This is a genomic window from Streptacidiphilus fuscans (assembly GCF_015690355.1).
Classification (GTDB): domain Bacteria; phylum Actinomycetota; class Actinomycetes; order Streptomycetales; family Streptomycetaceae; genus Streptacidiphilus; species Streptacidiphilus fuscans.
In genome coordinates this window covers 40,059-53,959 of sequence record NZ_JADPRT010000013.1, presented here as the reverse complement: position 1 = coordinate 53,959, position 13,901 = coordinate 40,059, and the positions used below count along the sequence as shown (strand labels likewise).

The following is a 13,901-nucleotide window of genomic DNA, read 5'->3' as shown; positions in this document are numbered from 1 at the left end:
ACCCGCGTGCGGATGCTCCTCAACGCGCAGGGCCATCCGCACAGGGTGGTTGATCGCGCAGTTCCCCGCGCCCCTGGGGTGGTGCAACTACCTGCGGGAGCGAAAAGCCCGGCTCGTCGCGCCCACGGGGCGGAGCCGCACATCAGCACAGCCCCGCGCCCCCGTGGTTGCAACTAACTCGTCTGCCGAAGGGCAGGGTGGTCGGCCACGACCGTGCTGGACCCCGGGGCGATCTCCGTGAAGCCGGCGTCGCGGACCAGCGGCAACCCCGCGTCCGCAGCGGTCAGTTCCGCCCAGGCGCCCGGCGCCGCCGCGCGGACGGCCAGCGGGAACCCCTCGGCGTGCCACTCCGCGCGCGCCGCAGGCGAGAGCGCCCACCACGTGAGCTGCGCGGCGTGGCCGACCTGGGCCATCGCCTTGCCGGTGGACATGGCCAGGTCGGGGTTGAGCCACAGCACTGGCGTGCCGGGCGCGGCCGGGGCAGGGGGTGTCTCGTCGGCCAGCTCGGTGCCGGAGACCTGGAGCTTGGCCAGTTCCTTGGGCCAGCCGTCCAACGGGATCGGTGGGAAGACGCGGACCTCCGCGGCCTTGCCGGTCGTCGTGAGGCCGGGCAGTTCCGCCGCGCGGCGCCACTCGCCGCCGCGCGCGCGGCGGACCACCTTGCGGATCCGGGCGTCCTCCCAGGCCGCGACGGCCTCCGCCCACTCGCCGTCCGGCTCGGTGACCCGCTCGTCGCTGAGGAAGGCGAGCACGGCGCGGGCCGCGGTCTCCAGGGCGTCGGTGTGACCGGGCGGCTCGGCGCGTTCGATGCGGACGACGAGGGGGAGCACGTACTGCGGCGCGCTGTCCCGCAGGTCGGCCTGGTCGGCGAAGGGGTTGGCCGACGGGGTGACCGACAGGTTGACCGAGGGGTCGGCCGGCGGGCCGTCGGGCGCGGGCGTGGTGGGGGAGTGCTCAGCGTTGGTCGTCACCGGTTCAGTCTCCCAGGCGCGCGGAGTGGTCGTCCGGGCGCGCCCGTCCCGCCGCGCGCCCCCCGACCCGAGCCTCTGAGGTTGCTCTGAGGGTGATGGTTCGATCACGTTCGGCTACGCGCCCCGACCCGTCATGACCAGGGCAAATCTACCCGACAGTAAGATCCGCCGATCTTGCGCCCAACAAGTGCATGTTCTGTGCATGTTGACGTGATGTCAGGCCCCTGCTTCGCTGTGCATGCACAACACCACCACAGGTGGTGGCAGCCCTGTTTCCCCTGATCCACGCGCTACGGGCAGTCACGTGTACACCCCAATGATGTGTACACGACACGACATTCTCCATGAGAGGATCCGCAGACGATGGGCATCCCCCTTCGCGGTGGAGCGGCACGCGCGGCCATGGCCGGCCTCGCCTCGCTCTCCCTGGCCGGCGCGGTCGCGTTCGGCTTCGCGCCTACGGCCAGTGCAGTCCCCGTGCACACCGCCGGCTCGGCGGCCAGCACGTCCGCCAATCCGTACAACCCGGCCACTGGGCACTCCTACCGGCACGGTGTGATCCCGACCATCTCGCAGAACGCGAAGATGAAGTCGTGGGCGTCCTCACACGAGTCGCCGCAGGCCACCACGGGCCCGGAGACGCTGTCGTACGGCGGCGGCATCAACAACGTGGGTGTGCTTGACGGTCACGCCAAGGTCTACCTGGTCTTCTACGGCAACCAGTGGGGCACCGAGAGCACCAACAGCAGCGGCGACGACACGTTCTCCGGTGACCCGGACGGCGGCGCTCCGGTCGCGCAGGAGATGTTCAAGGGCATCGGCACCGGCAACGAGCTGTGGTCGGCGACGCTGACCCAGTGGTGTGACGGCACCGGCGTGTCCTCGGGTGCGACCAGCTGCCCGGCGTCCGGCGCCAGCTACGTCCCCTACATGAGCGGTGGCGTGCTGTCCGGCGTCTGGTACGACAACTCGGCGGCGTCGCCGAGCGCGGCGTCCGGCAACCAGCTGGGCACCGAGGCCGTCAGCGCGGCGGCGCACTTCGGCAACACCACCTCCGCCGCCAACCGTGACGCCTACTACGTCATCCTCTCGCCGACCGGGGCCAACCCGGACAACTACCAGGGCCAGTACTGCGCCTGGCACGACTACACCGGCGACTCCTCGCTGACCGGCGGTGCGGTCAACTCGCCCTACGGCGACCTGGCCTTCTCCAACCAGCCCTACAACATGGACTCCGGCTCCGGCTGTGGCGTCGGGTTCGTCAACTCGCCCGGAACGCTGGACGGGTGGACCATCACGATGGGCCACGAGTTCGCGGAGACGGTCTCCGACCAGTTCCCGGCGGGCGGTTGGACCAACCAGCAGTCCGGCAGCAGCTACAACGGCCAGGAGAACGGCGACGAGTGCGCCTGGCTCTCTCCCGGCACCGCCGGTGGCGCGGGCATGGTCTCGATGGGCAGCGGCTCGTTCGCGATGCAGGCGACCTGGTCCAACGACACCAACGAGTGCGACCTGTCGCACGCCATCGTCAACCACGGTGGTAACACCGTCACGGTGACGAACCCGGGCAACCAGACCTCGACCGTCGGCACCGCCGCGTCGCTGCAGATCAGCGGCTCGGACTCGGGCGGCGCGAGCCTGACCTACAGCGCCACCGGTCTTCCGGCGGGTCTGTCCATCTCCTCCTCCGGTCTGATCTCCGGCACCCCGTCCGCCGCCGGCACCTCCAGCGTCACGGCCACCGCCAAGGACAGCAGCGGCGCGAGCGGCACCACCTCCTTCACCTGGACCGTCAACTCGCAGGGCGGTAACGAGACGGTCAGCGTGACCAACCCGGGCAACCAGACCGCGACGGTCGGCACCGCTGCCTCGCTGCAGATCAGCGGCTCCGACTCGGCGGGCAAGTCGCTCACCTACAGCGCGACCGGTCTTCCGGCGGGTCTGTCGATCTCGTCCTCCGGTCTGATCTCCGGCACCCCGACCACGGCCGGGACCGACAGCGTCACCGTCACCGCCTCCTCGGGCACCGCGTCGGGCAGCACCTCCTTCACCTGGACCGTCAACTCGTCCACCGGTGGCTGCACCAGCCCCGGCCAGAAGCTGGGCAACCCCGGCTTCGAATCCGGCAACACGGTCTGGTCCGCGTCCTCCGGCGTCATCGGCCAGTACAACTCGTCGGGTGAGCCGGCCCACTCGGGCACCTGGGACGCGTGGCTGGACGGCTACGGCACCACCCACACCGACACCCTCGCCCAGAAGGTCGCGATCCCGGCGGGTTGCAGCGCCAACTTCTCCTTCTGGCTGCACATCGACACCGCTGAGACCACCACGACCACGGCCTACGACACCCTCAAGGTCCAGGTCCTGAACAGCAGCGGCACGGTGCTCGGCACGCTGGCCACGTACTCGAACCTGAACGCGGCCAACGGCTACACCCAGCACTCGTTCAACCTGAACAGCTACGCCGGCCAGACTGTCACCCTCAAGTTCACCGGTAGCGAGGACGCCAGCCTGCAGACCAGCTTCGTGGTCGACGACACGGCGCTGAACGCCTCCTGACGCACCACTGATCGGACCTGATCCGATCTGACGCTCAGCACCACCTTGCCGGTGGTCGCGACGCCCAGCGCGTCGCGGCCACCGGCTCCTTGGTGTCCGGGACTCCCTCCGTGTTTCTGTCCGAAGCATGGACACGGCCTGGCGGCGGGCCTAGCTTGACGAACGCGCTCCGCCCCCGCTCGAAGGGAGTTGTCGGATGACCCGCGACCTCTGGCCGGTCGGCATGCCCCGCACGCTCGACTACCCGACCACCGGACTGCACACCCTGCTCCCCTCGGCGGCCCGCGCGCACGGCGCGAGAGCCGCGCTGGTCGACGGCGAACTGCGGCTCAGCTTCATCGAGTTGCTCGACAAGGCGTTGCGGTTCGCGCAGGGGCTGCGGGAACGCGGGATCGGACGCGGCGGTGTGGTCGCGCTGGTGCAGCCGAACAACCTCTGGTTCGCGGTCAGTTACCACGGCGCGCTGCTCGCGGGGGCGACGGTGTCGCCGATCAACCCCACCCAGCCGCCCGAGGCGCTGGACGCCGCGCTGGACGAGATCGGCGCCACCGCGCTGGTCACCCACCCGGCCTGTCTGCCGTCCCTGACCGAGGCGGCCAGGGCGGAGCGGCTGGTCGTGCTGGTGCCGCCGACGGCCACCGCGCCCGCGCCACCGCCCAAGCCGGGCCCGGCCACGGCGAACGCCGCCTCCACGGCCGCTGCCTCGGGCGTGGTCCCGCTGGCGGACCTGCTCGCCGCCGAGCCCGCGCCCGCGACCGTGCGCACGCCGGACGACCTCGCCCATCTCTCCTTCACGGGCGGAACCACCGGCCGTTCCAAGGCGGTTCGGGTCCGCGACCGCCATGTCTGGGCCAACGTCCTGCAGTCGCTCTGCGCACGCGCCGCCGTGCTGCCCGAGTACGACGCCGACGGAATGGTGACGCTCCGTCAAGTCCCGGGCGCGGTCACGCCGTGGACCTCGGAGATCGGCGCGGAGCTCGCCGTCAACGTCGTCCCCGTCTTCCACGCCATGGGCCTGATCAGCGCCAGCATCGGCGTGTTGGGCGGGACCACGGTCGTCGCCCACGGCCGGTTCGAGCCGCAGGCGTTCCTGGCGGCCATGGTGCGCAACGGCGCGACGGGACTGACCGGATCGCCCGCCCTGCATCACGCGTTGCTCGCGGCCATCGACGCGGGCTCCTACGACCTGCGGGCGGTGCGCCTGGTCAACTCCGGCGCCGCGCCGCTCGACTCGCCGACCATCGCGCGCCTCGCCGCCGCGTTTCCCAACGCCGCCGTCGCCGAGGGCTACGGGATGACCGAGGCGACCATGGCGCTGACCATGGTCACGCCCGACCGCGACCACCTGGGCGAGCCCGGCAGCGTGGGCGTCCCGCTCTTCGACACCGAGCTGGAGATCCGCTCGCCCGCCGACCCGGCCAAGGCGCTGCCTGTCGGCGAGACCGGCGTGGTCTTCGCCCGCGGCCCGCAGATCGTCGACGGCTACCTGAACCGCCCGGAGCTCACCGCCGAGCAGTGGGCGGACGGCTGGCTCAACACCGGTGACGTCGGACGGCTGGACGAGGACGGTCAGCTGTTCCTCTCCGGGCGGGCGAAGGACATGCTCATCTACAAGGGCTACAACGTCTATCCGACGCAGCTGGAGGAGGTGCTGGCCGCGCATCCGGCGGTCGCGCAGGTCGCCGTGATCGGCGCGCCGCACCCGGACGCGGGCGAGGTCCCGGCCGCGTACGTGGTGCTGCGTCCGGGGACGGGCGTCGAGGTGTCTGCGGAGGAGCTGACGGCGTTCGTGGCCGAGCGCGTCGCGCCGTACCAGCGCGTCAGGGAGCTGTACTTCCTGCCCGGGCTGCCCGTCTCGGCTGCGGGCAAGGTGCTCAAGACCGAGCTTCGCGCGTTGCGCGCCCGCAGGGGCCGGGTGGAGTGACCGACGCTTGACGTCCGTCCTCGCGCTGCCCGACCGGTTACAGCCAGGTGACCTGGGCGCATGCACCGGCTCGGAGGTCGTAGCCTTCCTCTAGAGTGCAACCGAGTCCTGAGTAAGCCCGTCCACGGGCCCGACCGAGGAGCAAGCGTGACCGACCTGGCGTCCGCGTCCCAGCAGCAGGTGCAGCAGGAGATCGCCCGGGATCTCCAGGTGAGCCCGACCTTCGACGCCGGGCAGGAGATCGAGCGCCGGGTGGCCTTCCTCGCGGAGCGGCTCACCTCCACCGGGCTGCGCGCGCTGGTGCTCGGCATCAGCGGCGGCGTGGACTCGACCACCGCCGGCCGGCTCTGCCAGCTCGCCGTCGAGCGGGTCCGCGCGGCCGGGGGCGACGCCACTTTCTACGCCATGCGCCTGCCGTACGGCGTCCAGGCCGACGAGAAGGACGCCCAGCTGGCGGTGGACTTCATCCGCGCCGACAAGGTGCTGACCGTCGACGTGAAGCCCGCCAGCGACGCCGCGCTGGAGGCCGTCCTCGCCGGTGACGCGGTCTTCCGCGACGAGCACCACCAGGACTTCGTGCACGGCAACATCAAGGCCCGCCAGCGCATGGTCGCCCAGTACGCGGTGGCCGGTGCGCACGACGGCCTGGTGGTCGGCACCGACCACGCCGCCGAGGCGGTCTCCGGCTTCTTCACCAAGTTCGGCGACGGCGCGGCCGACGTGGTCCCGCTGACCGGCCTCACCAAGCGGCGCGTCCGTGCCGTCGCGGACGAGCTCGGCGCGCCCGCCGAGCTGGTCCACAAGACCCCGACCGCCGACCTGGAGACGCTGGCCCCGGGCAAGCCCGACGAGGACGCGCTCGGCGTGACCTACAACGACATCGACGACTTCCTGGAGGGCAAGCCGGTCGCCGAGGAGGCGTTCGCGGCGATCGTCCGCCGCTACGGGATGACCGAGCACAAGCGGCAGCTGCCGATCGCTCCCTGAGCGTTCTTTCGTCTGAGCGTTTCTGCGGTGAGCGTTTCGTGGCCCGGAGCTTTCGCTCCGGGCCACGGTCGTTCACGCCTTCGGGATGTCGAAGTAGTGCGTCAGCCGGGCGGCCAGGCTGAGGTCGCCGGCGACCTTGAGCTTGCGCGCGAAGAACATGGTGACCGGGTTCGCGTTGCCCGAGACCAGGTTGAGGAACTCCGCGTCGCCCAGGGTCAGCGTGACCTTCGGGAGTTCCTCGCTGCGGCCCTCGGTCACGGCGCAGCTGCCCTTGTCGATGGCGGTCTCGAAGACGGTCTCGGCGTCCTCGGCGGCCTCGCCGACCTTCCAGCGGATCAGCGCCACGGTGTGACCGGCGTTGTCCGGGCGGAACTGGCGCTCCATCCGGCCGAAGACCGCGCGCAGGACCTGGAGGCGCAGCTCGCCGCGCATGATCTCGCGGATCTCCTTGGTGGAGAGCCCCTTGACCAGCCGGGCGAACTCCTGCGGGGAGACGGTGGCGAAGTCGAGCTCGGCGAGCTGTGCTGCGGTGGTGTCGGCCATGACGGGCTCCATTGTCTGCTGCGGTGGGTCTGGTGCGGGTGGTGGGGTGCGAGCTGAGAGTCAGGGATGGTGGGCCGTGCTGCTGGCCGTGATCCTGCCGAGCAGGTGACGGCGTTCCGCCGACGGGTCGGTGAGCTGGAAGGACCAGTCGTGGTCCGCGACGCGCGCCGCCCGGAACCGGACCGTGCCGGGGAGCAGCACCGGCGTGCGGAAGTCCACGCCGACGGTGAACGCGTCCGGCAGGCGCGCCTCCACCGCGGCGAGGCAGCGGGCCTTGGTCCACATGCCGTGCGCGATCGCGCGCCGGAAGCCGAAGAGCCGGGCGGTCAGCGGGTGCAGGTGGATCGGGTTGCGGTCGCCGGAGACCGCGCCGTAGGCGCGGCCCAGACCGCCGGGGAGCGTCCACGAGGTGTCCAGCTCGGCGCCGGTCAGCTCCTCGTCGGCCGGGCGCGGGCCCGGGGCGTCACCGCCGGGTCCCCGGTGCAGGTAGGTGCTGACGGAGCGCCAGACCTGCTCGCCGTCGGCCGTGGTGGCCTCCGCGACGACGTCGAAGACGCGGCCCTTGGCGTGCGGACGCGGCGCGGTGGTCCGGACGAGGTGGTCGAGCCGGGTGTCGGGGGCGACCGGGCGCGACTGCTCGATCCGGTTGGCCAGATGGACCAGGCCGAGCAGCGGCAGCGGGAAGTCCCTGGCCGTCATCAGCGCCATCGAGAGCGGGAACGCGACGAGGTGCGGGTAGGTCGCGGGCAGCCGGTCCTCGGCCGCGAACCCGCACAGCTCGCGGTACCGGTGCAGCCGCTGCGGGTCTGGCGCGACGTCGCGCAGCCGGACCGCGCGCTCGGGAACGGAGGCCCCCGCGTGGCGCGGCTTGGGCAGGACGGCACGTGCATAGAGGCTTGCGATCGACGGGGTTTTGCTCAGTTCGATCACATCGATCGCGTTGTCTTTCGAGTCCGCTGCGATCATTCGTTCACGCTCCCAGCAGGGCCTGGCCGCAGACGCGCAGCACCTGACCGTTGACGCCGGCGCTCGCCGGAGCGGCGAAGAACGCCACCGCCTCGGCCACGTCGACCGGTTGGCCGCCCTGCTTCAGGCTGTTGAGCCGGCGTCCGGCCTCGCGGATGAAGAGCGGGACGGCCGCCGTCATCTGCGTCTCGATGAAACCGGGAGCGATCGCGTTGATCGTGATCCGACGGTTCGAAAGCTCGGGGTCGGCGGCGAGCGACTGCACGAGTCCGATCAGACCGGCCTTGCTCGCGGCGTAGTTGGTCTGGCCGACATTGCCCGCGATGCCGCTGATCGAGGAGGTGCAGACGATCCGTCCGCCGTCCCTGAGCACGGGCGCCTGCTCGGCGGAGACCTGCTCGAGCAGCGCCTCCGTCAGCCGTTCCACCGCCGTCAGGTTGACCGCGACGACCGCGTCCCACTGCGCCGGGTCCATCCGGCCGAGCGTCTTGTCGCGGGTGATGCCCGCGTTGTGCACGACCACGTCCACGCCGCCGTGGCGCTTGCGGAGGTGGGCAACGACGCGCGCTGGGGCGTCCACGGCGGTGAGGTCCAGCTCCAGCGCCTCGCCGCCGATCAGGTCCGCCACCGCCCGCAGTTCGGCGGACTGCGCGGGCACGTCCAGGCAGACGACGGTTGCGCCGTCCTGCGCCAGCGTCTCGGCGACCGTCGCGCCGATGCCCCGCGCGGCGCCGGTCACCAGCGCGACCCGACCGGACAGCGGTGCGGCCCAGTCGACGGCCTCGCCGGTCTCGCCGGGCGCGCCGACCTCGCCCGCCGCGCCCGCCTCGGCGTCCCGCCCACCGGCCACGGCGGCGATGCGCAGCACCTGCCCGGAGACGTAGGCGGAGCGAGCCGAGAGCACGAACCGCAGCGTTCCGGCGATCGCGTCCTCCGCGCCCGGCGCGACCAGCAGCAGTTGGGCGGTGGCACCGCGCCGCAGCTCCTTGCCGACCGAGCGGACGAACCCCTCCAGTGCACGCTGGGCGGCGGCCTCGCGCGCGTCGCCCGCCAGCTCGGGCGGGGTGCCGAGGACGACGACCCGGCCGCAGGGCGCGAGCGAGCGGATCCGGGAGCGGAAGAAGGCGTGCAGTGCGGAGAGCCGGTCGCTGCTCGTGATGCCCGTGGCGTCGAAGACCAGCGCGGCGGGGGAGTCGGCGCTCTCCGGGACGGCGATCTCCCAGGAAGTCAACAACTCCCGTACCGGCTTGGCCAGTCGGCCGCTGCCGCCGCCACTCTCGCCGGTGCTCCCGCCGGTGTTCTCGGCGGTGCTGTCGCCGACGAGCACCGGGCCGGAGAGGTCGGGACGCCCGGGGCGACGCCGGATCAGCGGCTCGGGTCGCGGCAGGCCCAGCCGTGCCGCGACGAAGCCGCCCGGGCCGCTCGCGGTCCACGAGAGGTAGCGGTCGGGCATCTTGATTTCTCCTTACGGCTGAGTAAGTTTACTAGAGAGTAAGGACAAGCTCGCCCGCCGCACAAGGAGCCGTCGACGTGCCATCCCCCGCCCCTGCCGGCCCGGCGCCCGCGCCGTTGTCCGCCGCGCCGTCGGCCGTGCGCCGGGTGGCGATCGTCGGCGGCAACCGGATCCCCTTCGCCCGCGCCGACGGCCCCTACGCGACCGCGTCCAACCAGGAGATGCTGGGCGCCGCGCTGGCCGGGCTGGTCGAGCGGTACGACCTGACCGGCGTCCGGCTGGGCGAGTTCGTGGCCGGTGCGGTGCTCAAGCACAGCCGCGACTTCAACCTCGCCCGAGAGGTGGTCCTCGGCAGCGCACTGGACTCGCGCACGCCCGCCTACGACCTCCAGCAGGCGTGCGGCACCGGCCTGGAGGCGGTGATCTTGCTGGCCAACAAGATCGCGCTGGGCCAGGTCGACTGCGGCGTCGCGGGCGGCGTCGACACCGCGAGCGACGCCCCGCTGGGCGTCAACGACGAGCTCCGGCGCGTCCTGCTAGGCGCACGCCGGGCGCGCAGCCTGGGCGGACGCGTCCGTGCCCTGGCCGGGGTGCGTCCCCGCCACCTCGTCCCGGACATCCCGCGCAACGCGGAGCCGCGTACCGGCCTCTCCATGGGCGAGCACGCCGCCCGGACCGCCGCCCAGTGGGGCATCGGCCGCGAGGACCAGGACGTGCTGGCGGCGACCAGTCACCAACGGCTGGCCCGCGCCTACGACGAGGGCTTCTTCGACGACCTGCTCACTCCCTACCGTGGATTGACGAAGGATCAGAACCTGCGGCCGGACAGCACGGTGGAGAAGCTCTCCCGGCTGGGGCCGGTGTTCGGCGGCGCGGACGGGACGATGACGGCGGGCAACTCCACGCCGCTGACCGACGGCGCGTCGACGGTGCTGCTGGCGAGCGAGGAGTGGGCCGCCCGGCGCGGCCTGCCGGTGTTGGCGTACCTGACGCACTCCCGCACGGCCGCGGTGGACTTCGTCGGCGGCGAGGACGGGCTGCTGATGGCACCGGCCTTCGCGGTGCCCGAACTGCTGGCGGCGGCCGGGACGACGCTGGGCGAGCTCGACCTCTACGAGATCCACGAGGCGTTCGCCTCCCAGGTACTGGCCACGCTGGCCGCGTGGGAGAGCGCGGACTTCTGCAAGGACCGCCTGGGCCTCGACGCTCCGCTCGGTGCGGTCGATCGCGACCGGCTGAACGTCAACGGCTCCTCGCTGGCGACGGGCCACCCCTTCGCCGCCACCGGGGGTCGGATCGTCGCCACGGCGGCCAAGCTGCTGCACGAGCGCGGCGGCGGCCGTGCCCTGATTTCCATCTGCGCGGCAGGCGGCCAGGGCGTCACCGCGCTGCTCGAAGCGCCGCAGGCCCGGTAGCCCCGGCGTCGCGTCGCGTCCCGTCCCGGAGAGCCGCCCGGGACGGGACGCTGACACACCGTCAGTCTCCTCCTACTCCTCTCTCGCACTCGCACATCTGGAGCACCGCCCACGCCGCACCACCCCCACCCACAGGAGCCGCGCATGGGAACCACCTTCTTCCAGGACCTCAGAGCCGCCCGCGCGCGGCCCGAACTCGCCGAGCGGGTCGAGGTGGAGATCGTCCGCGAGGACGGCGTCGTCCGGGAGGTGCGGGCGGCACCGCTGGTGCCGGAGCCCAGCCGGGGGAGCCTGGCGGACATCCCCTTCGACAACGCCGCCGCCACGCCGCAGTACGTGGCGTTGCGCCGTCTGGTGGAGGGGAGTTGGCAGCCGGTCAGCGCCGCCGCGTTCGCGGACGCGGTGCGGGCCACCGCAAAGGGCCTGATCGCGGCGGGCGTCGAGCTGGGCGACCGGGTCGCGCTGATGGCGCGGACGCGGTACGAGTGGACCGTGCTGGACTTCGCGATCTGGGCGGCCGGCGGCCAGACCGTCCCCGTCTACCCGACGAGCTCGGCCGACCAGCTCGACTGGATCATGCGTGACTCGGGCGCCGTGCTGCTCCTGCTGGAGACCCCCGAACTGGCCAAGCTGGCCGCGCCCGTGCTCGACGGACTGCCTCAGCGCACCCCTACGGCGGCCACCCGGCTGCCGGTCCCGTCCGTCGACGAGGACCTGCTCGGCTTCCTTGCCGACCTCGGCCGGGACGTGCCGGACGCCGACGTCGACGCCCGCCGCGCCGCGCTGACCCCGGAGACGGTCGCCACGCTCGTCTACACCTCCGGAACCACCGGCCGTCCCAAGGGCTGTGTGCTCACCCACGCCAACCTCCACGCGGGCTCGGCGAATCTGGTCGAACTGCTGCAGCCGGTCTTCGTCGAGGCGACCCACCAGGACCCGACGACGCTGCTGTTCCTGCCGCTGGCCCACGTTCTGGGGCGGATGCTGCAACTGGCCTGCCTGATCGGGCGGATCACGATCGGTCTGTTCCCCTCCATCAAGCCGGACGACCTGCGGCCGGAGCTGGAGCGGTTCGCGCCGACGTTCCTGGTCGCCGTCCCCTACTTCTTCGAGAAGGTGCACGACACCGCCCGCGCCATGGCCGAACGGATGGGCCGTGGCGCGTCGTTCGTCCGCGCGGACCGGATCGCGGTCGCCTACGGCGAGGCGGAGATGCGGCGGCTGCTCGGCACCGGCGACGGCCCGGACCTACTGCTCCGCGCCGCGCACGCGCTCTACGACCTGCTGGTCTACCGCCGGGTGCGCAAGGCGCTGGGCGGATCGGTCCGGTATGCGGTCAGCGGCGGGTCGGCACTGGATCCTAGGCTGGCGAGCTTCTTCTTCGGTTGCGGCATCCTCGTCTACCAGGGCTACGGCCTGACCGAGACCAGCGCAGCCACTACCGTGATGCCGCCGCTGGACCCGCGTCCCGGCAGCGTCGGACGGCCGGTGCCGGGTGCGACGATCCGGATCGCGCCCGACGGCGAGGTGATGCTGCGCGGCGGCAGCGTCTTCAACGGCTACTGGAAGAACCTGGAGGCCACCCAGGCCGCCCTGCCCGGCTCCTGGTTGGCCACGGGCGACCTCGGGCGGCTCGACGACGAGGGCTATCTCTCCATCGTCGGGCGCAAGAAGGACATCCTGATCACCAGCGGCGGCAAGAACGTCTCGCCGAGCGCGCTGGAGGACCGGCTGCGCAGCCGTCCGCCCGTCGGACAGTGCATGGTCGTCGGCGACGGCCGCCACTACGTCGCCGCCCTGGTGACGCTGGATCAGGAGGCCGTCGAACACTGGCTCTCCGTCCGCAAGCGCCCCAAGGGCACGCCGTTCGAGCAGCTGCGCCGGGACCCGGAGCTGCTGGCCGAGGTGCAGCGCGCGGTCGACTACGCCAACGAGGCCGTGTCACGCGCCGAGTCGATCCGCCGGTTCAGCGTGGTGGCGGGGGAGTTCAGCGAGGAGAACGGTCTGCTGACCCCGTCGCTCAAGGTCAAGCGCCACGCGGTGGCGACCGCGTACGCCCGCGAGATCGAGGCGCTCTACGGCGAGTGAGGCCCCAGGGGAGACGAGTGCGGGGGCTCCGGCCAGGCCGCCAGGGTCCGGCGGGTCGTGAAGCGCAGCGGCTCGTCGCTCACCGGGTCGGTGAACTCCAGCACCGAGGCCAGCAGTTGCAGCGGGTCGGAGAAGTCGTCCGGGGCGGGCTCGTCCCGGACGACGGGGTAGACCGGGTCGCCGAGGATCGGGACGCCCAGGCTGCTCATGTGGAGCCGCAGCTGGTGCGTCCGCCCGGTGGCGGGCAGCAACCGGTACAACCCGACGCCCGCGCCGGGGAGCCCGGGCGTGTCGCGGTGGCCGAGCAGCTCGATCCGGCTCTCGGCGTTCGGCTCCGCGCCCGGGACCTCGCGGGCGGCGATGACGCCGCGCTCCTTGACGATATGGCTGCGCACGGTGACCGGCAGCGCCAGTTCGGGACGGAAGGGCGCGACGGCCCGGTACTCCTTGTGGACGCGGCGGTCGCGGAACATCGTCTGGTACGCGCCGCGGTGGCGCGGCTGGACCACGAAGAGCGCCAGGCCGGCGGTCAGCCGGTCGAGCCGGTGCGCGGGGCTCAGCTCGGGCAGGTCGAGGTCCCTGCGCAGCCGGGCCAGGGCGGTCTCGGTGACGTGTCGCCCGCGCGGGGTGGTGGCCAGGAAGTGCGGCTTGTCGACGACGAGGATCCGCTCGTCCCGATGGACCACCGCGAGCGGGAAGGGCACCGGCGTCTCGGGGGCCAACTCGCGGTGGAACCAGACGTGGTCACCCGGACGGTAGGGGGCGTCCGGGGCCAGCGGGCCGTGCTCGTCCCAGATCTCCCCGGCGGCGAGCATCGCGTCGAAGTGTTCCGGCGGCACGGCGGGCAGCCGGTGGACGAGGTAGGCGCGGACGGTGGGCCAGTTGCCGGGGTCGGGGAGGCGGAGCCGTACGGGGTCGATGCCGTCGCGCTGCGGGAGGGGGGAGCGCGGTGCCGCTCGTCGGCGACGCATCGGGTGCACCCTCCTCGGCCCTGT

At 72.4% G+C, this 13,901-nt stretch carries 10 protein-coding genes; 5 read left to right on the top strand and 5 right to left on the bottom strand.

Features of this window, described 5'->3' with window-relative positions; all coding sequences use genetic code 11:
* Positions 1 to 173: 173 nt before the first annotated feature.
* Complete coding sequence (locus tag I2501_RS27150; protein ID WP_196197073.1) at positions 174 to 899, bottom strand: aminoacyl-tRNA hydrolase; 726 nt, start codon at positions 897 to 899, stop codon at positions 174 to 176.
* A 435-nt stretch (positions 900 to 1,334) separates the two neighbouring features.
* Between I2501_RS27150 and I2501_RS39715 the strand changes: the two genes are divergently transcribed.
* The 3 genes from I2501_RS39715 to nadE all read left to right on the top strand — a co-directional run bounded on the left by I2501_RS39715 (position 1,335) and on the right by nadE (position 6,441).
* Positions 1,335 to 3,530 carry a putative Ig domain-containing protein gene (locus I2501_RS39715; RefSeq protein WP_236047297.1) on the top strand — a complete coding sequence of 732 codons (2,196 nt, stop codon included), beginning with the start codon at positions 1,335 to 1,337 and terminating at the stop codon, positions 3,528 to 3,530.
* 196 nt (positions 3,531 to 3,726) lie between these two features.
* Entirely contained in the window at positions 3,727 to 5,454 is a 1,728-nt protein-coding gene (locus I2501_RS27140) for a class I adenylate-forming enzyme family protein (RefSeq protein WP_196196884.1), read from the top strand.
* A 147-nt stretch (positions 5,455 to 5,601) separates the two neighbouring features.
* Entirely contained in the window at positions 5,602 to 6,441 is an 840-nt protein-coding gene (gene nadE, locus I2501_RS27135) for an ammonia-dependent NAD(+) synthetase (RefSeq protein ID WP_328806665.1), read from the top strand.
* A 72-nt stretch (positions 6,442 to 6,513) separates the two neighbouring features.
* On the opposite strand, the gene I2501_RS27130 is transcribed toward nadE, so the two are convergent.
* The 3 genes from I2501_RS27130 to I2501_RS27120 are packed head-to-tail and all read right to left on the bottom strand — an operon-like array spanning position 6,514 to position 9,403.
* The gene (locus tag I2501_RS27130) at positions 6,514 to 6,984 is read right to left on the bottom strand and encodes an SCP2 sterol-binding domain-containing protein (protein WP_196196882.1); all 471 of its coding nucleotides are present in this window, start codon (positions 6,982 to 6,984) and stop codon (positions 6,514 to 6,516) included.
* Positions 6,985 to 7,044: 60 nt separating this feature from the next.
* A complete protein-coding gene (locus I2501_RS27125; RefSeq protein WP_196196881.1) occupies positions 7,045 to 7,950 on the bottom strand; it encodes a MaoC family dehydratase in 906 nt (301 codons plus the stop codon).
* Between the two features lie 4 nt (positions 7,951 to 7,954).
* Positions 7,955 to 9,403, bottom strand: coding sequence for a 3-oxoacyl-ACP reductase (locus I2501_RS27120; RefSeq protein ID WP_196196880.1), 1,449 nt, complete (start codon positions 9,401 to 9,403; stop codon positions 7,955 to 7,957).
* A gap of 116 nt (positions 9,404 to 9,519) precedes the next feature.
* Between I2501_RS27120 and I2501_RS27115 the strand changes: the two genes are divergently transcribed.
* Positions 9,520 to 10,818, top strand: coding sequence for an acetyl-CoA C-acetyltransferase (locus I2501_RS27115; protein WP_196197071.1), 1,299 nt, complete (start codon positions 9,520 to 9,522; stop codon positions 10,816 to 10,818).
* Positions 10,819 to 10,962: 144 nt separating this feature from the next.
* Complete coding sequence (locus I2501_RS27110) at positions 10,963 to 12,906, top strand: AMP-dependent synthetase/ligase (RefSeq protein ID WP_196196879.1); 1,944 nt, start codon at positions 10,963 to 10,965, stop codon at positions 12,904 to 12,906.
* Here I2501_RS27110 and I2501_RS27105 read toward each other — a convergent pair.
* Positions 12,894 to 13,877: a pseudouridine synthase gene (locus I2501_RS27105; protein ID WP_196196878.1), complete on the bottom strand. Its 984-nt coding sequence runs from the start codon at positions 13,875 to 13,877 to the stop codon at positions 12,894 to 12,896. The two genes, I2501_RS27110 and I2501_RS27105, sit on opposite strands and share 13 nt — an antisense overlap.
* Between the last annotated feature and the right edge of the window lie 24 nt (positions 13,878 to 13,901).

Bases quoted from the DNA above. Each gene is read 5' to 3' on its own strand.
- I2501_RS39715 (WP_236047297.1), top strand. From the start codon at position 1,335: ATGGGCATCCCCCTTCGCGGTGGAGCGGCACGCGCGGCCATGGCCGGC.
- I2501_RS27140 (WP_196196884.1), top strand. From the start codon at position 3,727: ATGACCCGCGACCTCTGGCCGGTCGGCATGCCCCGCACGCTCGACTAC.
- I2501_RS27130 (WP_196196882.1), bottom strand. From the start codon at position 6,984: ATGGCCGACACCACCGCAGCACAGCTCGCCGAGCTCGACTTCGCCACC.
- I2501_RS27125 (WP_196196881.1), bottom strand. From the start codon at position 7,950: ATGATCGCAGCGGACTCGAAAGACAACGCGATCGATGTGATCGAACTG.
- I2501_RS27120 (WP_196196880.1), bottom strand. From the start codon at position 9,403: ATGCCCGACCGCTACCTCTCGTGGACCGCGAGCGGCCCGGGCGGCTTC.
- I2501_RS27110 (WP_196196879.1), top strand. From the start codon at position 10,963: ATGGGAACCACCTTCTTCCAGGACCTCAGAGCCGCCCGCGCGCGGCCC.
- I2501_RS27105 (WP_196196878.1), bottom strand. From the start codon at position 13,877: ATGCGTCGCCGACGAGCGGCACCGCGCTCCCCCCTCCCGCAGCGCGAC.